The organism is Maribacter sp. UBA3344 (genome assembly GCF_002362375.1).
GTDB lineage: Bacteria > Bacteroidota > Bacteroidia > Flavobacteriales > Flavobacteriaceae > Maribacter > Maribacter dokdonensis.
Genome location: NZ_DERI01000008.1, coordinates 393230 through 417033 on the forward strand (window position 1 = coordinate 393230; position 23804 = coordinate 417033).

General features: G+C 35.5%; 23 protein-coding genes. 8 read left to right on the top strand and 15 right to left on the bottom strand.

Annotation, left to right across the window (positions count from 1 at the left end; all coding sequences use genetic code 11):
- Positions 1-151: 151 nt before the first annotated feature.
- Both B2Z27_RS04945 and B2Z27_RS04950 read right to left on the bottom strand, forming a co-directional pair.
- A complete protein-coding gene (locus B2Z27_RS04945; RefSeq protein WP_286812787.1) occupies positions 152-556 on the bottom strand; it encodes a hypothetical protein in 405 nt (134 codons plus the stop codon).
- Positions 557-561: 5 nt separating this feature from the next.
- On the bottom strand, positions 562-1023 hold the full coding sequence (locus B2Z27_RS04950; RefSeq protein WP_071339722.1) for a DUF4442 domain-containing protein: 462 nt from the start codon (positions 1021-1023) through the stop codon (positions 562-564).
- Positions 1024-1217: 194 nt separating this feature from the next.
- On the opposite strand from B2Z27_RS04950, the gene B2Z27_RS04955 reads away from it, so the two are divergent.
- The 7 genes from B2Z27_RS04955 to B2Z27_RS04985 all read left to right on the top strand — a co-directional run bounded on the left by B2Z27_RS04955 (position 1218) and on the right by B2Z27_RS04985 (position 7595).
- A complete protein-coding gene (locus B2Z27_RS04955) occupies positions 1218-1700 on the top strand; it encodes a DUF4870 domain-containing protein (RefSeq protein WP_286812788.1) in 483 nt (160 codons plus the stop codon).
- Between the two features lie 211 nt (positions 1701-1911).
- Entirely contained in the window at positions 1912-2247 is a 336-nt protein-coding gene (locus tag B2Z27_RS04960) for a PadR family transcriptional regulator (protein WP_058105659.1), read from the top strand.
- A 2-nt stretch (positions 2248-2249) separates the two neighbouring features.
- On the top strand, positions 2250-4043 hold the full coding sequence (locus B2Z27_RS04965; protein WP_071339724.1) for a PspC domain-containing protein: 1794 nt from the start codon (positions 2250-2252) through the stop codon (positions 4041-4043).
- A 107-nt stretch (positions 4044-4150) separates the two neighbouring features.
- The gene (locus B2Z27_RS04970; protein WP_058105601.1) at positions 4151-4873 is read left to right on the top strand and encodes a head GIN domain-containing protein; all 723 of its coding nucleotides are present in this window, start codon (positions 4151-4153) and stop codon (positions 4871-4873) included.
- 90 nt (positions 4874-4963) lie between these two features.
- Positions 4964-5977 carry a dipeptide epimerase gene (locus tag B2Z27_RS04975; protein ID WP_286812789.1) on the top strand — a complete coding sequence of 338 codons (1014 nt, stop codon included), beginning with the start codon at positions 4964-4966 and terminating at the stop codon, positions 5975-5977.
- Entirely contained in the window at positions 5977-7017 is a 1041-nt protein-coding gene (locus B2Z27_RS04980) for a pyridoxal phosphate-dependent aminotransferase family protein (protein WP_286812790.1), read from the top strand. Before B2Z27_RS04975 ends, B2Z27_RS04980 begins: the two co-directional genes overlap by 1 nt.
- 131 nt (positions 7018-7148) lie before the next feature.
- Positions 7149-7595, top strand: a complete 447-nt coding sequence (locus B2Z27_RS04985) for a hypothetical protein (RefSeq protein ID WP_286812791.1) — start codon at positions 7149-7151, stop codon at positions 7593-7595.
- 70 nt (positions 7596-7665) lie between these two features.
- On the opposite strand, the gene trxB is transcribed toward B2Z27_RS04985, so the two are convergent.
- Positions 7666-8643: a thioredoxin-disulfide reductase gene (gene trxB / locus B2Z27_RS04990; RefSeq protein ID WP_058105597.1), complete on the bottom strand. Its 978-nt coding sequence runs from the start codon at positions 8641-8643 to the stop codon at positions 7666-7668.
- Positions 8644-8864: 221 nt separating this feature from the next.
- Between trxB and B2Z27_RS04995 the strand changes: the two genes are divergently transcribed.
- On the top strand, positions 8865-9560 hold the full coding sequence (locus tag B2Z27_RS04995; protein ID WP_286812792.1) for a LytR/AlgR family response regulator transcription factor: 696 nt from the start codon (positions 8865-8867) through the stop codon (positions 9558-9560).
- Between the two features lie 13 nt (positions 9561-9573).
- On the opposite strand, the gene B2Z27_RS05000 is transcribed toward B2Z27_RS04995, so the two are convergent.
- The 12 genes from B2Z27_RS05000 to B2Z27_RS05055 form a co-directional block, all read right to left on the bottom strand.
- On the bottom strand, positions 9574-10707 hold the full coding sequence (locus tag B2Z27_RS05000; RefSeq protein ID WP_286812793.1) for a formylglycine-generating enzyme family protein: 1134 nt from the start codon (positions 10705-10707) through the stop codon (positions 9574-9576).
- Positions 10708-10756: 49 nt separating this feature from the next.
- Positions 10757-13948 (bottom strand): glycoside hydrolase family 2 TIM barrel-domain containing protein, encoded by a 3192-nt coding sequence (locus tag B2Z27_RS05005; protein ID WP_286812794.1) that lies wholly within the window; start codon positions 13946-13948, stop codon positions 10757-10759.
- 224 nt (positions 13949-14172) lie between these two features.
- Complete coding sequence (locus tag B2Z27_RS05010; protein ID WP_286812795.1) at positions 14173-15726, bottom strand: arylsulfatase; 1554 nt, start codon at positions 15724-15726, stop codon at positions 14173-14175.
- 35 nt (positions 15727-15761) lie between these two features.
- On the bottom strand, positions 15762-16895 hold the full coding sequence (locus B2Z27_RS05015) for an amidohydrolase (protein WP_286812796.1): 1134 nt from the start codon (positions 16893-16895) through the stop codon (positions 15762-15764).
- A gap of 109 nt (positions 16896-17004) precedes the next feature.
- The gene (locus B2Z27_RS05020) at positions 17005-17973 is read right to left on the bottom strand and encodes an MBL fold metallo-hydrolase (protein WP_286812797.1); all 969 of its coding nucleotides are present in this window, start codon (positions 17971-17973) and stop codon (positions 17005-17007) included.
- A gap of 416 nt (positions 17974-18389) precedes the next feature.
- On the bottom strand, positions 18390-18881 hold the full coding sequence (locus B2Z27_RS05025) for a hypothetical protein (protein ID WP_286812798.1): 492 nt from the start codon (positions 18879-18881) through the stop codon (positions 18390-18392).
- 272 nt (positions 18882-19153) lie between these two features.
- Positions 19154-19729 (bottom strand): GrpB family protein, encoded by a 576-nt coding sequence (locus tag B2Z27_RS05030; protein WP_286812799.1) that lies wholly within the window; start codon positions 19727-19729, stop codon positions 19154-19156.
- 252 nt (positions 19730-19981) lie between these two features.
- Positions 19982-20500, bottom strand: coding sequence for a hypothetical protein (locus tag B2Z27_RS05035; RefSeq protein WP_286812800.1), 519 nt, complete (start codon positions 20498-20500; stop codon positions 19982-19984).
- Positions 20501-20660: 160 nt separating this feature from the next.
- Entirely contained in the window at positions 20661-21065 is a 405-nt protein-coding gene (locus tag B2Z27_RS05040) for a hypothetical protein (RefSeq protein ID WP_286812801.1), read from the bottom strand.
- A 150-nt stretch (positions 21066-21215) separates the two neighbouring features.
- Complete coding sequence (locus B2Z27_RS05045) at positions 21216-21554, bottom strand: hypothetical protein (protein WP_286812802.1); 339 nt, start codon at positions 21552-21554, stop codon at positions 21216-21218.
- Between the two features lie 541 nt (positions 21555-22095).
- Positions 22096-22575, bottom strand: a complete 480-nt coding sequence (locus tag B2Z27_RS05050) for a hypothetical protein (protein ID WP_286812803.1) — start codon at positions 22573-22575, stop codon at positions 22096-22098.
- A gap of 202 nt (positions 22576-22777) precedes the next feature.
- Complete coding sequence (locus B2Z27_RS05055; RefSeq protein ID WP_286812804.1) at positions 22778-23257, bottom strand: hypothetical protein; 480 nt, start codon at positions 23255-23257, stop codon at positions 22778-22780.
- Positions 23258-23804: the final 547 nt, after the last annotated feature.

The window sequence follows — 23804 nt, forward strand, 5'->3', positions numbered from 1 at the left end:
TACTAATTAGTTGATTAAAGGAAAGTTTTGTTACAACTAAACCGAATTATTTTAAAAGAGATTTTAAAAATTCTTCGGTCTTTTGCGAGCCAATAAGGTATTTCTCACCATTGGTCAATGTTAGGGCGACTCCTTCTTTACCCTTAACATTCTAAACTGTACCGTACTTTTTAGTTTTTCTGATACCGTACCCTACAAAATCATAATTAACGATCTGTTGTTCTACTATTTCATTTAAATCAATGACTTTACTAAAAAATAATAGATGACGAATTTTTATATCCTTATCTGAAACCACTACTTTAAGTTTTGATAATGCCAAAAATAATATGGTAGCTATATAAACCAGGACGCAGATAAATTGAACAATAGATAACCTACCCGATATCCATGAAATGCTAATATTACCGGAAGCATTAGGAATTTGAGCTGTAAATAAACTTATAATAGTTATTACCTTACCTATTACAAATAATAGTATTGGAGCAAGTATGATCAACCACAACCACCATTGGGTAAACTTCTGAGTCTCTTGGAATCTTATTGCTCTTTTCATTGAAACTACTTTTTCTGTTTCAACCTTACCGTCCATTCAAAATCAAAAGTACTTACCACTACCCCGTCTTCATTAACACCAACAGATTTCATCCAAATGGTTTGTCCTTCTCCAGTTGCAATGGTCTTTTCCAAAGCTTCTTTTATCAAGTGTCCGTCCTCACAGGTAAACGTTATTTTACCAGTAGCTTTTTTAGAAAAATTAGCCTTATTATTAGCGACCAACATAGAAATCTTCTTTCCTGTTGCTTCAATTTGGTCTATCATCATTGCTCCGGTAGATAGTTCCGCAGCCATACCCTGTACTGCCCAAAACATAGAATTAAACGGATTCTGATTGATCCAACGGTGGGTAACGGTCACTACAGACCTATTTTTATCTATTTCTCTTAAACGTACTCCGCACCACCAAGCTGCAGGTAGTTTAAAAAATGAAAACATATTGAATTTACTAGCTGTTACCGCCATATTGTTTATTTATTTTGCTAAAAGTAGTATTTATTTAGACCATTCTAAAATGTTAAAATATTATTAAATATTAGTACTATGCGTTACATAGTACCTTTTTTTAGACATATATTTGCATAGGAAGTTAATAGGTAATCAAAGTAATTGGCTTTTACATAGTATTAAAATCAATCATCATCATCAACGAAGCAATCATGACAGAAACAGTAACAAAACACGAAAGAAACCTCTCTGCACTAATACATGCCAGTACGTTTTCTAAATTCTTTATTCCGTTCGGAAACTTCATCATTCCGCTCGTATTATGGACGGCTAATAAAAAAGAATATGAGTTTGTGGACCACAATGGCAAACAAGCATTGAACTTTCAAATTAGCATATTACTCTACTCTATTCTTGTAGGTATGGTAAGTATTCCGTTTTTCCTAGGTGGATTCTTACCTAATATTTTTGACTTTGACAATTTTGGCTTAGTGAACGTTCATAGCTTCAATAACATCAATTTTCATTTCGACTCAGATGATTTTTTTGGTCCATGGATGATACCCGTTGGGTTACTTGGACTGGCACAATCTGCCCTATTCATCATCAATATAGTATACACCATTCTTGCGACGATCAAGACCAATGAAGGCGAAGTTTTTGAATATCCGTTAAGTATTAAATTTATAAAATAAGTGAATCAGTCAATATATATCAGGGTATTCATCACACCCGTAGGAGTTTATTTATCAATCAATTAAAACCTGTTTAATCACAGTCAAAACAATCAATCGATCAACATGTTTATTCATCGAACAAAAAACGAACAGTTAACCTATGCAGACGACAGAAACAATGGAGCAATCCCCTCCAAAAGCGGGACTGCATAAAAAGCAAAAAGACATTATGAACGTAGAAAATACAAAAGCGCAAATGCGAAAAGGGGTTTTGGAGTACTGCATCCTGTCCATCTTGAATGGGGAAGACAAGTATGCTTCAGAAATCTTAAAAACGCTAAAAGATGCTAAAATGCTAGTAGTGGAAGGAACTATTTACCCACTACTGACCAGGTTAAAAAATGCAGGTCTTCTGAACTATCGTTGGGAAGAATCTACATCTGGACCGCCAAGAAAATATTATACACTTACCGAAACCGGTAAACTTTTCCTTAAGGAACTGGATACTACCTGGGACGAATTAAGAAAAGCAACCAACCTAGTAACCAACTCAAAAAACAGCTAATCATGAACAAAACAGTAAATATAAATTTAGCGAACATGCTCTTTCATATAGATGAAGAGGCATACAATATAATGCGTAGGTATTTAGAATCGGTAAAACGATCTTTTGCCAATACACCTGGTAGCGATGAGATCATTGCTGATATAGAAGCAAGAATTGCCGAGCTTTTTCATGATAAACTTGAAAACGAAAGACAAGTCATTACCAAAAAGGAGGTAGATGAAGTTATTGCCATTATGGGACAACCAGAAGATTATATGGTTGATGAGGATATCTTTGAAGACGAGCCTAGGGCTAAAACCACTTCATCTCAGAACAAGGTGAAAAAACTTTATAGAGACACCGAGAAAAAATATGTTGCCGGGGTTTCTGCCGGTTTAGCACACTATTTCAACATTGATCCATTATGGATCCGTCTACTATGGATTTTCTTGACCATTTTCACATGGGGCGGCTTTATCTTTATTTACGGTTTACTTTGGATTCTTATACCTGAAGCTAAAACTACGGCCCAAAAATTGGACATGAGCGGGGAAACTGTCAATATCAGCAATATTGAACGTAAAGTTAAAGAGGGTTTTGATGACGTTGCGGATCGTGTAAAAAGTGTTGACTATGAAAAAGTAGGCAATACCGTCAAAAAAGGAGGAAAAACAATCTTTGACACATTTGGAGATATTGTTATGTTTCTATTTAAGATCTTTGGCAAATTCATTGGTATACTTTTAGTAATTATTGGTGCAACCACCTTAATTGGTCTATTTGTGGGTATGTTCACTGTGGGTATACTAGACATAATTCATGTACCGGGCATTGACTTTTACAATGTGGTCAATTCTACCAACATGCCAATTTGGGTAGTTTCATTACTAGCATTTTTTGCCATTGGAATTCCGTTCTTTTTCTTAATGTATTTAGGGTTGAAAATTTTAGTGAACAACTTGAAGTCTATTGGAACGGTTGCCAAGTTTGCGCTATTAGGCTTATGGTTGATTTCAATTATACTACTGATCATTTTTGGTATAAGAGAAGCAGCTTCACACGCCTATACCGGTAGCACTTCTATTGAAGATGAGATTACGAACGTAATACCTACAGATACTTTGAACATTAGATTAGTATCTACTGACGAGTACGATTATGAAAAGGATATGCATATGGGAGATACCTTTATCTCTTACGATGAGGCCGGTAATAAAATATTGGTTTCAGATGATGTAAGGTTTAGAATTCGTAAATCCAAAGATTCGTTAGTTAGAGTTCAGATCAGAAAAGAAGCTGACGGTCCTTCCAATAGAGAAGCAAAGGATATCGCAAGTCAAATACTATACGAATATGAGGTAAGCGGAAATACCATCTCATTGAATGATTATTTGACCACGCAAGGTCCTAAGTTTAAAGACCAAGAAGTTCGTGTGAGTATATTTTTACCTGTAGGTACCATCTTAACTTATGAACAAACCAATTCTAGAAGCTGGATTACCACGGCAAATACAGATAGGGATACAGACGGCTTAGAGGGATACTTATGGAAAATGAACAATAACGGAGAACTGGAATGTCTTGATTGCCCTGAGTATATTGAAATGAACGATGACGAAGACCACAATGGCTCTAACCGTATAAATATCAACGAGAACGGCATTGACATCAACATTAACGATAACGGCGAAAAAGGCAAGATCATCATTAACGAAAATGGCATTAACATTGACGTAAACGATAATGGAGAATCGTTTAAAATGAAGTTAGACGAAAATGGCGTTAAAATAGATGCCAACGATAGTATCAATTAATTACGGTTCATATACCTAAATCTACAATTCAGTAACATATAGTGGTAGAAAAGGTAACAAACGATCATTTTTACATCATCAAATAACAATCATAAAAACAAACAATCATGACAACATTAGTAAGAATAACAGTAGCTTTTGTTTTAGCCCTTTTACTTTCATCTTGTGGCTTTGACATCAATTTTGGAACTGGAGAAGCCGGCAACGGGGTAGTAGTAGAAGAAACTAGGGAAATTACCGAAGAATTCACCGAAGTTTCTGCCTCAGAAGGTCTAGAAGTATTTATTTCACAAGGAAGCGATTTTGACATTGCGGTAGAAGCAGATGAAAATATCATAGACCTCATAGGTACCGATATCAAAAACGGTAAATTAAAAATTCACTGTGTTGAGAACATTGGTCGTGCCACCAAAAAGATTTTCGTAACCATGCCCAACGTCACAGGGCTATATGCTTCAAGTGGTGCACACTTAACTACCGAAAATAAAATTAAATCGGACAAGTTGGAGATAGATGCAAGTAGCGGTGCCATATTAAATGCCATGGTACAAGCTAACAATATGGATATAGACGCTAGTAGCGGTGCCAATATTTCACTTGAGGGCAATGCTAATGAAGTATATGTAGATGCCAGTAGCGGATCTAACGTTAGGGCAAATGATTTAGCAACCTCAAACGCCAATGCCGATGCCAGTAGTGGTGCCAATATTAGCATTGATGTAAAAGACAATTTAACTGCTGAAGCTTCTAGCGGTGGCAATATTTCTTATAAAGGAGACCCAACGGTTCAGAAGAATAAATCGGTTTCCGGCAGTGTTCACAAGTACTAAAAAATTCATCAATCAATTCAACATTGGAACCCACTGAAATATCAGTGGGTTTTCGTTTTTTAGTCCTATCCTTATCTGTATATTAGTACTATGCAAGTACATCTAAAAAAATACATTTTACCCTTAAGGCACACCTTTAGCATATCACGGGAATCTCATGATTTTCAAGATACTTTAATAGCTTCCTTATCCTTGAACGGTAAAACCGGTTACGGTGAAGCCACCGCTAACCCATATTATAAAATTACGGTTCTGAGCATGACCAATGAAATTAATGCCATAGCCTCAGAGATTGAAAATTTCAATTTTACCACACCTGAACTTTTCCACTCATTTTTGGTAGGTAAAGGCTTATCTAATTTTGCCATTTGTGCACTTGATCTGGCAGCTCATGATTTGTATGGAAAATTACAGGGAAAACCATTATATGAGTTATGGGGTACGAATAATAATCATTATCCTACCACAAATTATACTATTGGTATAGCTCCTATTGATGTAATGCTCGCCAAAATGCAAGAAGTGCCATGGCCTATCTATAAAATTAAATTGGGTACTAGTGATGATGTTGCCATTGTTCGTGAGTTACGCGAACATACAAATGCCGTTTTTAGAATTGATGCCAATTGTGCGTGGACGGCAGAGGAAACCATATATAATGCTCCTTTATTAAAAGATTTAGGAGTAGAATTTTTAGAACAACCCTTAAAAGCGGACGACTGGTCTGGCATGGAAGAGGTTATGCACCACAGTGTGCTACCGATAATTGCAGATGAAAGTTGCATTGTAGAAAACGACGTTGAAAAATGTGCACTGCATTTTAATGGTATAAATATTAAATTGACCAAATGTGGAGGCCTAACCCCTGCCCTACGTATGATCAGCAAAGCAAAAGAATTGGGTATTAAGGTAATGGTAGGCTGCATGACAGAATCTACCGTTGGTATTTCTGCAATAGCCCAACTAATTCCGCAATTGGATTATGTAGATATGGATGGCGCAATGTTGTTAAAAAGTGATATTGCCACTGGAGTTCAAATAACGGATGAAGGAAAAGTAATTTTTCCAAACTTAGCCGGTAGCGGTGTTCAACTTTTAGATTGATGCTTACTATTAATGAATTTCCAGGAAGGACGATAACCAAAGATGGTAAAGAACACCTCTATTTTGGAGGCACTTCTTATTTAGGACTTCAAACCAATGAAGAGTTTCAATCACTGTTCATTAATAACATCAAAAAATACGGCACATCCTATAGTGCATCACGAAAGTCTAATATTAAGATTTCTATTTTTGGTGAGATTGAAAGCTATCTTAGAGAGCTAACAGGCAGCGAGGCTTGTGTTACCATGTCTTCCGGTTATTTGGCCGGGCAATTGGTATGTGACTATTTCAGTAATATCAACTACAGTTTGTATTATGCACCAAACACCCACTCGGCACTCTTTAGAAATCAACAAAAAGTATTTAAAAACTGGCAAGAACTTGAAGGGGCTATTCATAAAAACATTGGCAAAACACCAGTCCTTTTTTTGGATAGTATTGATTTTCATGGCGACAATTTCCCTAACTACAACTTTCTTAAAAAACTACCGCTGAAAGATATCATTTTAGTAGTAGATGATTCTCATGGTATAGGAATTACAGGAGAGCAAGGTGGCGGAAGCTATCGTTTTTTACAAATGTTACAGCCAAAGGAACTATTAGTTTCTTGCTCTTTAGGTAAAGGTTTTGGCATACAAGCAGGTGCCATTTTTGGGAGTAACAAAACAATAGAAAATTTAAAAAACACCTCATTTTATGGAGGTGCCAGCCCTGCCACTCCAGCATCATTAGCTACTATAAAAGATGCCAATATATTAATATTGAACAAAAGGAAACAACTGGATCAACACATCCATTTGTTTCTAAAAACTATCGTTGATCCTTCGCTATTTGTATATGCAAAAGGGCACCCTACCTTTAATTTTCAAAATGAATTGCTCGCCCAATATTTACAAGAAAACAACATCATAGTTACAAATTTCAGGTATCCCACAGAAAACGACTCTTTAATGAGCCGTATAGTTTTAAGTGCTTCCCATACCCAAAAAGACATTATAAGTCTTTGCAATATTCTTAACACTTTCTCTACACAATCGTAGTATTCACTACAATTACTTAATTTTCAATATATTATTCATAATTATTTGGTGTGATTTTTATCAAATTCTGAAAATTATTCGTATCTTTTTAATACACAATCAACTCTTTTATTAACTAACACGCTACCACTATGAAAAAATTACTAGGATTGGTATTGTTGATGCTGGTATTGGTCTCAGCCGCTTCAACAAATTCCATAAACGACAACTTCATGCATACCATACAAGGCACATGGGAACTTGAAAGTTTTTATAATTACGATGGTCAACAAGTAATTGATACCGTGCCTACGGCTGACGGATATAGACAGGTTAAAATGTACTATAATGGTAAAATTATGTGGACAAGGTATGTTCCTATAGACAAAATAGGAAGATTCGGCTATGGCACTTATAAAATTACCGATGACAGATTAATGGAAACCTTGGAATACGGTGACAATGAAATGATCCAAGCTATGGATACCATGCGTATTTTCACTTTTGAACTACAACTTACCGATGACAGGTTCAGCCAAATAAGCCTTGATGAAGAAGGCAACAGAACATTTTCTGAAAACTACGTTAGAATAGACTAACCACATTTGGTAAACAATAAAAGAGCCCGTTCAAATGAACGGGCTCTTTTAAAATATTATTGAATAGTTCTTAATATTTATCGGCTACTGCTTCTTCAACAGAACCAATAGAGGCTAAATAACGTTCAGCATCTAGCGCTGCCATACAACCGGTTCCTGCAGCTGTAACAGCTTGTCTATATTCCTTATCCTGAGCATCGCCACTAGCGAATACTCCTGGTAAATTGGTCATCGTAGACTTACCTTTGGTAATTAGGTAACCCGTTTCATCCATATCCAATTGACCTTTAAAGATATCTGTATTAGGTTTATGCCCAATAGCAATGAAAAGACCGGTAATTGCAATTTCTTCCTTTTCACCAGTCTGATTGTTCACCATACGTAAACCTTCTACAACTTGCTCACCCAAAACCTCATCAACCTCAGTATTGTAACGTACCTCAATATTCTTGATACTGTTTACCCTATGTTGCATAGCTTTAGAAGCTCTCATTTCATCTCTACGTACCAACATAGTTACTTTATTACAGATATTGGCCAAATAAGAAGCCTCCTCTGCCGCAGTATCCCCTGCACCAACAATTGCAACGTCCTGTCCCTTATAGAAGAAACCGTCACAAACGGCACATGCGGATACTCCACCACCACGTAAGCGTTGCTCACTTGGCAAGTTTAAATATTTAGCGGAAGCCCCTGTTGAAATAATAACAGTTTCAGCCTCAATTTCCTTATCATTATCTGCGACAACCTTATGAATACCGCCTTTTTCTTTTGAAAACTCTACAGAAGTAATCATACCAATTCTAACCTCTGTACCAAAGCGTTCTGCTTGTTGTTGCAACTGTACCATCATAGTAGGACCGTCTATACCCTCTGGATATCCCGGAAAATTATCAACTTCAGTCGTGGTGGTCAATTGACCTCCAGGTTCCATTCCTGTGTACATAACAGGCTTTAAATCTGCACGTGCAGCATATATTGCTGCTGTATAACCTGCAGGTCCAGATCCTATAATCAATGTTTTTACACGTTCTATTTTATCAGACATAATATCAAGTGGTTCTATTAAATTTTCTATAACAAAAGTAGGTTTTTGAGCTAGAAACTTACAATATAGTTATCAAAAGTTTTTATACGATTATTAGCAATGAAGATAAGTATTCACTATTTTTCGGCTGTTTTTCCAAGTTTAAATTAATATTAATCTTTAGAAAAATGAACCTTCCCCCATTCTTAACGTAAGTATCGTAGAACTTTTATGATTATTGAATGAAGACCTTTAACTGTGCTATTATAGAGGATTCCATTACCCAAAGGAAGCTTCTAGAACAAATTATTGCAAAAAGTAAGCATTTAAAATTAATACACGCTGCCAGCGCCAATGCGGAAACTTTAAAGGAAATAAATAAGTCAAAAATTGATTTATTATTTCTTGATATTGAAATGCCGGACATGAACGGTTTTGAGTTTTTATCTGGACTGACCATACAGCCCCAGGTAATTATTACCAGCCATGATCAAAAGTATGCGCTTGAAGCGTTTGATTTCAATGTAACCGATTTTCTATTGAAACCCTATAGCACCGATCGGTTTGAGGCTGCCATTACCAAGGCCATAGATAAGGTGAAATCTGCTAAAAAGAAACAGCCGGAAAGCAAATTGGTCGTAAAGCACAACCTTAAGCAAGTTGAACTTAACGTGCACGCAATTTTATACATTGAGGCACTGGGCGATTATGTAAAGGTGGTAACCGAAGAGCGTAATTATGTTATCTTATCTACAATGAGCGCTTTTAACGATAGACTAGAGGCAGATAAGTTCATAAGAATTCACAAATCCTATATTGTCAACCTAAAAATGGTTGAACGCTATAACCATGAGTTCATCGAAATTCAAAACAAGAAAATACCTATTAGCCGTGCAAAAATTGTTGAACTTGATCAACTGTTAAACTGCTTAGATTAAAAACTGTATTTTTCTATTCTTTCAGCATTTCAGCAGTTGCAACTGTTCTAAAACCTGTATGCTCTAATGAGGAATCCATACTGGACCCCATTCTTGCAGATACACGGTAACTTGCGCAATACGATGCACTACACAAAAATGACCCTCCTTTGATCACTCTTTCTTTTGCAAGCGGGTTATTTGGTGTGTACGGACTTTCAGCACCTTCCGGGTTCACCAAAACCGTATTTTTAGATTTAGCTTCTTTGTAATAATCGGTATTATACCAATCACTGGTCCATTCCCACACATTACCTGCCATATCATATAATCCCAATGCATTTGGCGGATATGATTTTACGGGAGCCCTAAGTTCAAAACCATCTGCCATGGTATTTTCAACAGGAAATTCTCCTTCCCACGTATTCGCTTTTTCCGCCAGAACGGATACATCATCGCCCCAATTATAAATGGTACCATATGAGCCCGCTCTTGATGCCAGCTCCCATTCCGCCTCTGTAGGCAAGCGCCTATTTGCCCATTCGCAATAAGCCAATGCATCTTCGTATGAAACCTGTACCACCGGGTAATCATCTTTTCCCTTTATGGAACTCTTTGGTCCGTTAGGGTGTTTCCAATCTGCGCCAATGGTCCAATTCCACCACTGGGAAAAATCATAAAGATTAGGCATTGAAGATTTTGCTTTTTTAAAAGTCAATGAACCAGGCTGCAATATGGAATCGTGCGGTTTTTCTGTGCCTGCCGGTACTTGCTTTTTCAATTCTTCCCAATCAATTCCCCTTTCTGCGACCGTTACATAGCCTGTTGCTTTTACAAATGCAGAAAATTCTGCATTGGTCACTTCGGTAACGTCCATAAAAAAACCATCTACCATTACCTCGATTGCCGGCTTTTCATGATCCATTGCTATTTTATCATTGTTAACAGCACCTTGTTTAAAAACAGCGCCCGGCACCCAAACCATACCTTCAGGAGCAGTTACTCCTTCCGGTTTTTCATTTAATACCGTATGATCTATTACCGGTGTAGGCTTTTTAATCTCGGTTTTTTCTTCTTGCGGTATTCTGTCTTTCTTGGGTTCCGACTTACAATTGACCATCAACACACCAAAAACAATCAAGGCTACATAATGCATGCTTTTCTTCATGGTCTAAATATACTTTCTACTATTTAAAATTCTGATCAATAATAAGATTTTAACGTATTGGACTTATTACATATTCAAAAGAAAGGTTTTCCGGTTTGATCTGATATGCTTCTAACGGCAGGTTTCCCCAGCTGTTATCACCACCTACACCCATTTGACTATGATCAATATTTATATTGATCAAATCTCTTGTAGGGATATCAAACGTATGCTGCTGCCTTTTTTCCATTCCTTCATCAAAATCTGAATTCAATTGATGGTGCGCACTAAACGAGAATAGATCTGGTGCTGTAATTTTAATACCCTTCCCGTCCTTGTTCTCAAAAGACAAAGTTCTAATATCCGTTCTATTTCCATTCTCCTGCGGACGAATATACTCGTAATACAGATCAGACACCTTAGCATTATACACGCCCACCAGAGCAGATGTATTACGATCTTGGTAATTTTCATGTTCTCCCCTACCATACCATGCTACCTGATCGTAATTGTTATCAATAATCAGGTTATTACCAAATCTTGGCAGAATGGGCAAATCGCCCTTAATACCTGTCAATTGTGTGCTCACCAAAATTTCACCTTTCGCATTAATAGTGTAGGTTACCTTTACTTCTCCATTTACCGATGGTAGACCGTATGTTGCATTTAACTTAAAATCATTTCTAATCTTAAACGGATTAGCGGTTAACTTTACAGCATCAATAATTTTCTTGCCTTCATTGGAATTCACTTCTAAACGCAATAGATTTTGAGTATCGGTAGCATCTTTCCAAGGCTTTAAAAGTTTTGGCATATTGTAGCCATAATCGTTATCGTTGGGTGCGCGCCAGAAATTAACGGCAGGTCCCTTTTGCAGCAAATTACCCTGTCCGTAATCTATAGATGACAATGTTCCGTCTTTACTATTAAAACCTATTTTGAATCCGTCACCTGTAACGGTAATGATATCTTCCTTCTTAGTCAATTTTAATCCGTCAATATTCTCTTTAAAAACAGATGGTTTAAAATCTGTCAATTGAAACTGTTCGTAAGCCAATAAGTAGTGCTCAGGAATTAATGCACTTTCTTGCTTTGTGGTCATATACACATTCAAATGATACTCAGAAGTGGCATTTGCTAATTCTGGCAATTCTATTTGCACCTCTTTAGTTTGATAAGGAGCAATATCAACATCGGCAATTTTTCCTTTACCTACTTCTACCCCATTCTCCAACAATCTCCATGAAAAATTATATTCGGACAGGTTTGTAAAATCATACATATTCTTTAAACTGATTTTTCCCGCTTTTGGATTCTCCGATGTAAACTTTACATATTGATATACTTTTTTCACTTCATATAAAGCCGGATGTGCAGAACGGTCAGGATCAACCAAACCGTTCAAGCAGAAGTTATTATCGTTCTGTAATTCCGCTCCGCCCAAATCGCCCCCAAAGGCATAAAACGCTTCACCATTCTCATTGGTAGCCTTTAGGCCTTGATCTACCCAATCCCAAATAAAGCCACCTTGTAAAACATCATATTTCTCAATAACATCCCAATAATCTTGTAAATTACCAACGCTGTTGCCCATGGCATGTGCATACTCGCACTGAATCAAAGGTCTTTTGGGGTCGTTCTCCGCATAGGCTATAGTTTCAGGTATTCTTGCATACATAGGTGCCTGTATATCAGTATTAGAGAAATTTGTAGCTCCTTCGTACTGTACAGGTCTTGTTGTATCATGTGCCTTTAACCAATCATACGTATCAAAAAGGTTTTGACCGTTACCGGCTTCGTTTCCTAAAGACCAGGTTACTATAGAAGTATAATTTTTATCGCGTTCAAACATTCTTATCGTTCTATCTAAATGCATTTCTCTCCACTCAGGTCTATATGCAGGGTGAATGGCAATTGCGGCCTCATCACCATCCAAACCTTGATTGGTTGCTCCCATACCATGAATTTCAATATTGGCTTCATCAACTACATAAAAACCATATTTATCTGCCATTCTATAGAAAAATTCGTTTTTAGGATAATGACTACAGCGAATAGCATTGATATTGTTTTGCTTCATCACTTCCATATCTTTCAATGTAACCTCTTCACTGATCACATGCCCGGTTACTTCATCATGATCATGAAGGTTTACGCCTTTGATCAATACGGGCATACCGTTCACCAAAAATTGATTGTTCTTGATCTCAATTTTTCTAAATCCGATTTTTGAACTGATGGCTTCGGTAACTTTGCCTTTTTTATCCTTTAATGTAAAAAGTAGCGCATAAAGATTAGGTTTTTCAGCATTCCATGTTTTTACATTAGGAATTTCTTGAGCAAATTGTACCGTAGTAATTCCTTCAACGACATCTAAACTTTGGTTTACTTTAAAGACTTCTTGTGCTCCATCCAATAATATAATTTCTACTTGAGTACCTTTTTGTTTCTTACCGGTATTTGCCAATTCTAGGTCTAAACGGAATTTACCGTTCGTATAGGTCTCATCTAAATCTGCCACCACCGTGTAGTCTTTGATAGTAGCTTTATTGGTTGCATACAAATAAACATCCCTATCTATACCACTTAACCTCCAAAAATCCTGATCTTCTAAATAACTGGCATCAGACCAGCGTAACACCTGTACGGAAAGGTCATTTCTGCCTTCTTTTAAATACTTGTTGATATGAAATTCTGCCGGAGTTTTACTGCCCTCACTATACCCTACCATTTGCCCGTTCAAGTATACGTACATGGCACCGCTTACGGCTCCAAAATGGAGGTACACTTCTTTATCTTCCCAGTTTTCAGGAATTTCAAAATGACGCTTATAACTACCAACGGAATTAATATCGTGAGGTATAAATGGCGGATTCTTTGGAAACGGATATACCACATTCGTATATATGGGCGTACCGTAACCTTCCAGTTCCCAATTAGACGGAACCTTTATCTTGTTCCATCCAGAGGTATCATAATCCGGTTTATAAAACGATATAGGTCTTTCCGGTACACTTGCCGCGTAATTAAAACTCCATTCTCCATTTAAAGACTGATAGTTTAAAGAATTCTCCCAACTTTCATTTGCCAAAGCTGATTTCACGTCCTCATAGCGATAAAGCGATGCCGTTGGCTCTTCTCTGTTGATCTGAAATATTTCAGGATTCTCCCATTCCGGATTATCCCATGTTGGAGCTTGTGCATTTAAAAATGCAGTGAATAAAAAGATGCCGAGTACGCAAATTTTAATACCGTTTTTCATGTTCTAGTTGTTCAAGTGTGTTAGTTTCAATATTTGCAAAATCACCCATATAATAAAGATTTCGCATTTATACCGATCTCAATTAATGAAATTCACATTTTAGTACACACATAATTATGTATTACATTAAATTCCATCCTTGCAAAATACAACTAAACTTGTGGATTTAAAAATGCATATAAATTGATGTTTTATTTTTTAGTAAGATTTCTGAAGACAGTTTTCTATTCGCTTAACAATCCGTTTTCTAAAAGAGGTATTTGAAAACGTTCTGTTTCGGGCTTTGTGTGTTCCCTTTTAAATATTGCTGCAGCTTGTTCTAAAATTTCAGGATGCTCACTGGCAACATTATTGGTTTCGGTAGGGTCGTCATTTAAATTATACAATTCTAATGTAGGGTCTTTATCATCCTTCAAATGCTGACGTACCACCTTCCATTCACCCATTCTTATGGCAATTTGCCCACCATACTCCGGGAATTCCCAATACATAAATTCATGCTCAGCTTGTGACTTTTCTCTCAATAAGGTGGGCATAAAACTAATGCCATCCGTATCTATTGGTGTTTCATAATCAATAATATCTGCAAATGTTGCCAGCATATCATAATGGGCAGATGCATGATCGCTCGTAGTACCAGGCTTGATTTTACCAGGCCAAGTAAAAAATGTTGGCACACGTATACCGCCTTCATAGACAAACCCTTTGCCTTTCCCATATTCCCCGGCAAAAGGTTTGGCGCTTTCAAAAAATGTTGGATCTGCACCACCAGCGTAGCTTGGACCGTTATCCGAAGTAAAAACGATCAAAGTGTTTTCATATATACCCTCGTCTTTTAATTGTTGTACCAATTTACCCACATTCTCGTCAAAATAAGACACCATAGCCGCATAGGCAGCATGTGGATTTTGATGTGAAAAGTACCCATTACCGTTACCGGATAAATAAGGCTCCTCTGCGCCGTACTTTTCTTTGTAATAATCTACCCAACGCTGTGGTGCTTGTAACGCCACATGGGGTATTGGCGTAGCCCAATACAGGAAAAACGGATTTTCCTTATGCTGATTTACAAAGCCTGTAAGCTCTTTAAACATTAAGTCTGGAGCATAATCGGTAAGCGTATAGTCTTTATAGCTTTCTGGGTTCTTTGGGTCTAATCCTTTTGGAAAAGGTGTACTTGGCGCAATGGTATCGTTCGCCAAATGCACACGGTTTCTGTTTTTGTACAAATGCAGCGGATAATAGGTATGCGCCTGTCGCTGACAATTGAATCCGTAGAAAAAATCAAAACCCATTTCATTAGGGATGGAATGCGTATGTGGAGCCCCCAAACCCCACTTTCCTATTAACGCGGTTTTATACCCCTCATCTTGCAAATAATTGGCAATGGTTTTAGTACCCTTTGGTACCGGTCGTTGACCTTCCAAAGTTGAGTCCTTAGCCATTGCCTTATAGTTCCAAACATCACCACGATCGTTCCATTCATCATTACCACGTATAAATGCCTTACCCGCATGTTTACCTGTAAGAAACATGTACCTAGCCGGGGCACATACCGGGGCACTTGAATAATGCTGTGTAAAAATCATGCCTTGTTTTGCCAAGGCATCTATATTAGGAGTTTCAATTTTTTCTTGACCAAAGACACCAATTTCAGCATAGCCCAAATCATCTGCCAAAATATAAATAATGTTAGGTTTTTGCTCTGTGGGCGCGGCTGTATCACCTTCTTCCTTACATGATAAAAGAAGAATAGCAATTATAAATACATATTTCATGATAGATCGTTTGGTGTTGGTAGTTTTAAAGATACCTAATTATCCAAAACCTCTGCTATCATCCCTTTAAACATTTGTATGCCGGTTGCTATTAATTCATCTGGAAAATCATAATTAGCATGGTGCAATGCTGGATGCTCCTCACCTGCCCCTAAACCGAAAATAGCGCTTTTATATTGTTGGGAATACCATCCAAAATCTTCTCCGAATTTCAAGGAATTTACATGCTGGTTTATATAAAGGTTTTCTTGCTTCGCTACTTTTTTAATCAAAGAAACACAAATGTCATCATTATTGGATGCCGGAAAATATTCAAACCAATCTATAGTATATTGAAGCGAATAGGATTTCGCAATGGCATTCACCGCCTTTTTAATTTTATTTTCTAGCTGGGTCATATTTTCACCACTCCATGTACGTATGGTATAATGAATTTCAGCATCTTCTGCCGATATGCCATAGTTTTTCTCCCCTAAATTCATATAAATGGGCGTACACAAGGCAAAGTTTTCTTTATGAGCATTTGGCTCTGAAAAGTGGGCAATACTTTTAATTAACTCTGAAACTGCCAATGCGGGATTCACCCCATTTTCAGGCTCTGAAGCATGGGCTTTTTTTCCTTTAAGCCGAATACACATACTTTGTACGGTGGCCGTAAAATAACCCGACCTTACCGTTATTGAATGTTTTTTACTACCTGGTAAATTATGTAAGGCAAATACATAGTCTATTGTTAAGTTTTTGAACCTACTATCTTCAATGACGTTTGCCGCGCCTTTACCGGTTTCCTCTGCAGGCTGAAACAACAGCACTACTTTACCCCGTTTAAAGGTTGCTTCTTTCAACCATGGCGCCAAACCGGCAACAATGGTCATATGACCGTCATGACCACATTTGTGCGAAACTCCACTATTTTTAGAACGGTAATTAAATGTATTTTCCTCAACTATAGGCAAAGCATCTAACTCGCACCTAATCACAACTGTAGGTCCACTTTCTGCAAATTGATAAATAACCCCAACCCCTGTACCTCCTACACCTTCAATGATTTGGGTAGGATTGAAACTTTTTACAAACTCAATAATACGATTTGCCGTTTCATGTTCCTTACCTGAAAGCTCAGGATTTTCATGTAGTTGTTTTCTAAAAAGAACCAAAGTATCGATCATAGATTAAAATTACTTATAAACTAAAATTTACAGAAACTAACTTATTTTAAAAGGTGTATTAGTTATTAAACTCTTCTTCTAAATGAAAATATTAAAAGACAATTGAACACTACAACTTAAAAACATCATTAAGTCTTCCAATTTTAAAACCTTGTTCAAGCACAAATTTACTTTCTTCGCTTTCCGGATTTAATAACGGGTTAGTATGGTTAAAATGAATGAAAACAATCTTGCTCTTTTCCATGTCGGTCAATCCTTTAAACTTCTCTAAACTTTCAATGATAAAAGGGTGTGGAATTTCGCCAATATCTCTATTATTAATTTCTTTCCCACTGTAAAATGTGGCGTCTAAAAATGCATAATCTACTTTTTGTATTTCCTCAATAATATTCTTGTCCCACTTATCCCATTTATCAATATCCGGAATAAACAGTGCACTTTTATTTGGCCCCTTAATATGATAACCCACCGTTTCTGAATACTCATCTCTATGTGGTACCACTATGGGAGTTACACTAATTTTATCAGATAGTTGTATGGCAACCTGTTCAACCATTTTATGAAGTTGCACATTTTTTCTTTTCACAAGCTGATCCCAAGGTCCATTGGTCAAAAGGAAATCTTCCATTTTAGGCATGACATAGACCGGAGTTTCACGGGCATCCATTGCTTCCTTACCTAAATACATTAAACCTGTGTAATGACCAATATGTGCGTGGGTCAAGAAAATTCCGTTTACTACCTCATTAGCGCTATTTGCATTAAATTGAGTTAGCATTTTCATTTGTTGGGCAATGTCCGGGGTAGCTTCAAACATGTAAGACTTATGATGTTCAGCGTCTACCAAGCCTAATGATACAACCCTTCTCTGAGAATCCGGATGTTCAAACAAATCAGCGCAGCATTCTTTTTTACAAGCAATTTGGGGCGACCCGGCATCTTGAACATTGCCAAGAACCACAATAGCGGTTTCTTCTATAGCATTGGCTTTCACCTTTTGCACAGTCTGTTTTGGTGTTGATTTATCTGCGCAGGAAATAAATAGTAATACCGCTAAAATTAAAATATGCTTTTTCATTTTATTTTTCATTCCATACCAAAATCATACTTGGTTAAAATAGTAGACTATTTATTTTATATGAATAATAGCTATGAATCTCCAATCCAAGTGTTTTCAAAAATACTGCAGAAGATTCCTAACAGGCTGATTTGAAATTATTTTTTTACTAAGCTAAATTTTGATTGTTTCGTTCACTTCTAATTTTCAATTCAGTGATACCATAATCCCGCTTACCGAAAGGCAAGTTTAAAACAATTAAGGTTAAAATATACGTTACTAAAACATAAAGATAAGATACTAACGCTGAACATAAGTGACCAATTAGTATTAGCTGAGTTGGTTACTTTAAGCTCATATAGAAAAGCCAACAGCTTTCAAATAAAGTCTAAAAAGCCATGTAAAATTTGAATTCCGACGTATAATAGAAGGTTGAGTTATTCACGATTTAACCTATTTACTTTTGGTTGAATAATCCAAATGCCAATGATATAGAACCAGAGTAGAAAAAACTCTCCAGCGAAATCGCCAAAAGTTACAACTCTTTGAAGCTCTGCGGTTCTTATTGTTTTAGCCACGAAATATATGGTATGGAAAATACAGAATATTGAAAATAAATGAAGTGGCAGGATAATAACTAAAAACCAAATACTATTTGAAAAACCATAAGTAAACATCCCAGAAAAAAGACCGCCTATAAGCATCATAAAAACAATAGTATAGACCAATGGAATTATGAAAAAGGCTTTAAACCTCTTAACCTTCATTTCAATTTCGTCAGGTATGTTTTTTTGAAGTCCAATTGCTATTGACCAGAACCAACCAAAAAACACTAGACTAAACAATATTAGTACATATGGTAAAAAATCAAAATGAAAATAACGCTCATTAAGCACTTGGGTAACACCTTCTTCTCCAACTACTTCCATTGGTTGTGTACGGCTTCCGAAAATTTCAAATATGAAGTACAATTGATATATTATGGGGAGACCTAACATAACAATGAAGAGTTGCCAATGTTTGAGCCTTAAGAAGAATTGTATCATTTATTAATTTAGTTTATGGACTTTACAGTTATTTTTCTTTTTTAAGTATGTAGTTAAACTAGGTTTACTTTAAGTTTGGAGTAGACTTCATTGTTACGGAATGGATTTTATTTTAGTTCAACCTGCCTTCGTAGAGTTTATTGATCGTTGCACAATTAGTTGTTCCCTATCAACTCTAATGTTTCTTTAATAAAATCGGTTTTTCCCAATACATAAGAACCTCTATCATTTTTAAATTTAGAGGCTAGCTCTAGTTTCAAATCTTCATACTCTTTCGCTCGTTTCTTATTGGTATTTAGAAAATCCCGAAAATCTATTTGTTTCCACATCACATTATCGTTTGGGCACATATGAATATGGAAAATTTGTTCCTTTTTGCCGTCCAGATTATATCCTTTTCCAAATGATGAGTAGGCCTCTATATCTTCTCTTTCTGGCACTTTAAAATGAGCGTAGCCCAACTGCGTAAATTCTTCAATTAAATTTTCATCAAACAAATATGCCTTAGGTATTTCAATCATTATATCAATATGTGGTTTGGATTTTATCGAAGGAATTGATGAACTCCCAAAATGCTCCATACGTAAAATCTTTTCATTACCAACCTTATCTAAAATCCGTTTTTTCTCGTTTTCAAAAATGTTTTTCCATTCAGGATTATGGTCCACCAATGCTATCGGAAAAAGTGTATTCCAATCCTCTTTAGTTAAATCATTTAATGTCCTTTTCATAAATTCTTAAGTTCTTAGATATTGTATTGCGGTTAATTTCTGAATAATAGTAGGTGGATTTGTATTTATCTTCCGTCTACGCACAAAGCTAAAGCTCATTGTTTAATTGCCCTTTTCTTTTTTCCAAAACTAAATTTGAGTATTTCGTTCTCGCGTAATTTTCAATGTAGCTACTTTATAAATATACTCAGACCATACGGTTTTGCCCTAAAGCCCTATATTTTTATATGCATTGTTGTGCTTTCGTTTCTTTTAAAAGCAAGATGTAGTAGAAAGAATATCTGTAGTATGGTCAACAGTAAAATTGAATTCTTTATTATCTCTCCCTCTTATGTATAAGACATAGTACCAATTTCCAGATTTAGTTAATTTATAATGTCCATTTATTTCCCCATTGTAAATCTCATCGTAATAATCAATAATTGTCGGTTGGGTTCCGCCTTCAATATATTCATTTCTAACAAATTTCAATGGTATAGATTCTGATTGCCCATGGTATTTAATTTCCATAGCCTTATTTGAATTGTTAAAGCGAATCCAAATTTTCTGAGATTTATTATTGTCGTTTGTGTAACAAATGTAATTTGAAATAGATGAGTTGGTGTCTTCAATTTCATTAATCACTTTTTTATCAATTTTATTTGCATCATTTTTTGATTCACTATTGTGTTGTAGCGTATCAGGGTTTATTTCCTTTTGTTTCTTATTTGATTTTTGTCCACAAGAAACTATGGACAAAACTAAAAAAAACAGTATAAGACCTTTTTTCATATTGTTATTTTAATAAAGCACAACGGTTGATGTAAGGATAGTTGCGTGAATGAGTAACTAACTTACTAAAAATGGAACGAACCAAAGGAAAATCTGCAGGATTTTCAGAATAGTCATTGACCAAGCAATTACTTTTATTTATTGATTCCTGCTTATATTATTAATTAATTGGGTTGAGGCATTTTTCAACCATTTTATTATTGCTCTTAATATACCCATAATTCCCATAGAGACCTTTAAGTCTCATAGTGTCGTTTTTTATTATTATGGTGTCTTTCCCCCATCTTTTTTCCCAATGAATCATACCATTTTTTAAAGTTCCAACTGCGTTATAAATTAATCCATTTTTATCAACGCGACATTGATAAACGAAATTATTAGGTTTAATTTCTATCCAAACCATTGTATCAGGAAATTTCCAAATTCCAACAACATCTTTGTTTTTGACCTTACTTGTTGAAGAGCATCCAATTAAGGTTAAGATAAATACTAAAATAATTAAGTTTTTCATAGGGTTTTTATCAATTGCAGTTATCGTTGCGGCTATGAACAATACTGGAGCCAACTAGCTATTACTTTCCGTCAAGCACATAGCTCAATTTTTTGTTTTTTCTTTTCTGTCAAAAGCAAAATCCAAAAGATTTTTTGTCTTCATAAATATACACAAGCCCTGGGTAAAACCTGAAATCCGTATTTTTCATTGATATTGTTGGCATTAGTTCTTTAGTTCAACTTTCTCAAATACACCATTCACGTTTTCGTCATAGAAAATCTTTTCTTCTCCATTTTCAAATACTCTTAACTCATCAAAAAAACCATCCACATTTAGGTCACGATATTCCCTTGCCAATTGTCCATTATTATTGAAGTGCTTTTGGGTTTCATAAAGTCCATTTTCGTCCGAGTCCACAAACTCCATTAATTGTTTTCCGAAATAATTATAGTTCGTTATTCTTGTATAAAATCCCGTTCCATTTAAATCACATCCGAACCATGAAGTTTTATCATTTTTTGTCCATTTATAAATATCACAATCTTCGTTGCTCCCTGACATATAAGTCAAATCATTATTTACATGATATTTTAATTCCTTTTTCGTTTTAATGTAGAGAACTAGAAATACTATTGTAGTTAATAATAAAATAATGGATGAAATTTTATAAAGATTCATTTTAAATCTATCTGTATAAATTAATGTCTGCGGTCTGGTGTATGATATCGTTGCGTGGTTTAAGCATTAAATTTAGCAAATAAATCACATATAGAAAGTCCGTGAGGACGTTCGTAAGTAGGTTATAACTAGCAATGAATCATACACGTCTTAAGTTTGATTCTCAGTAAATTGTTGTAACACGTTTTTATTTTCCGGTATCATTTTTTTCGCTTTTTTTCAAAGCCCTATTTTTTATTTTTTCATTCAAATCTGTAAATCCAATTCCTCCAAGTAACATTCCAATTGCATTCCGATTAATGTTCGCCAAAATTCTTTCGGATTTCTTTTATAATCAGGTAAGTATGCCCAATACAAAAACGCTCCAATGAGTAATATTAAAATCAATATAATTATAAATTCTGTCATCTTTTTTAATTATGAATTACTCATTCAGTTTGCCAATTATTTGTTCCGTTAGAATATTATCTTTTTTATCAAGAAATATAATAGTTGGTCCAAAAACATTATTTATTGCAAGAATTCCATATTTTGAATTAAATAATATTGGTCCAGTCCCGTCAGTTACAGGATTTTCCAAATCGTAATAGTCAAATTCTAAACCGTTAAATTTTTTATTTCTAAAAGGTTCTTTATTAGTCTTTTTAAATTTTTCAAATCCGAAAAGAAAAGAATCTGAATCTGTGCTTTTTCTTATTGTTATCGTTTTTGATGTGTCAATTTGATTAACGTACTTATAATTCAGAGATTTATCAGTTTTATTAAAAGTCAGAGTGAATTTTTCATTTTTCGGTTCTGGGCCAAAGAATATTGTTGCGTTCTTTTCAGAGTTCCATTCTGTATTTTTTTCAGAACATCCGAAACAAATCGCAAAAGTCAATATGTAAGTTAGCAGGTTTCTCAAAATGTTTTACAACGTTTAGGCTATGAACAGTACGGGAGCAAACTAGCGTTTGCTTTCCGCCACCCACATAGCAAAATCTTTTTGTTTTGATTTATTTTTTTCTTGTTTAAAGCAAAATCCCAAAGATTTTTCGGACATCATAAAAATACACAAACCTTTTGATTAAGCTCGAAGCTCTTATTTTTTATAGGTTTTGTTGTGCTTAGTTTTTTAGTTCCAATTTGATTTTTGATTCTAAAGACAACAAACCATTTTCAACTTCATCATACCTCAAATCCATAAAAGAAGACCATTCATTTTCGAAATTGTCATAGTATAATTCAACATATTTCTCCAAAGTATCTGTTGTTACTTTATGTACATTTACCTCAAGTTCTTGTACTCTTTTTTCGAGCTTTCGTCTATAGACTTCGCAGAGATTAAATCTAGCTTGAGCTATCCGCAAGGCTTTTTTATTTGTTGTGTCAGTAACAAAAGACTTATTGGGAACAAAAAGTGTTTTAGAACGGTAGTCAATTTTTTGGTCTATGTGGTAGCGTTGAGAAATCCCAACATATGCATAAATATTGTCAGCGTATTTTTTTTCAGTGTTGTATATAAAATCATTCCAGTTTAATTTTCTATTTTCTTTCCAAACTAAAGAGTCTTTTTCATTGAAATACTCCTGTAGGTCATAAAGCATCCATTCGATTCTTTTGCGAAAAAAAATGATAATGGAAACAGTAACGATTGTTGTTATTATGATTGTCTTTTTTCTGTTCATTTAAATTAAGCACAACGTTTCGACTATGATTAGTGCGGCGCAGAAATCCAACGGATTTCCAGCTACGCGCTAAGCAAAAACTTTTGGTTTTGTTTTTTCTTTTTTAGTTCTAAAGCAAAATCCCAAAGATTTTGCGACCCTATAAATATACATAGACCTTAGCGTAAAAGCCATAAGTCCGTATTAATTATAGCATCTATGTAAAAGCAGTAAGTCGAGTATCTTTAAGATGAACTAAAAATCAAAGATATGAACACTCAAATTACTGCTTCACCTAAGTTATTCATTGGTATCGACATACACAAACGCAGTTGGAAGGTACACTGTGCGACGGATCTGTCATCCGGAAAGACTTTTAGCATGCCGCCCGATGCCGAACTGCTCTATGAATATGTTGCAAAGCATTACACAGGTTATGAAGTGTACACCGCTTATGAGGCTGGCTGTTGCGGATACCGTGCCCACC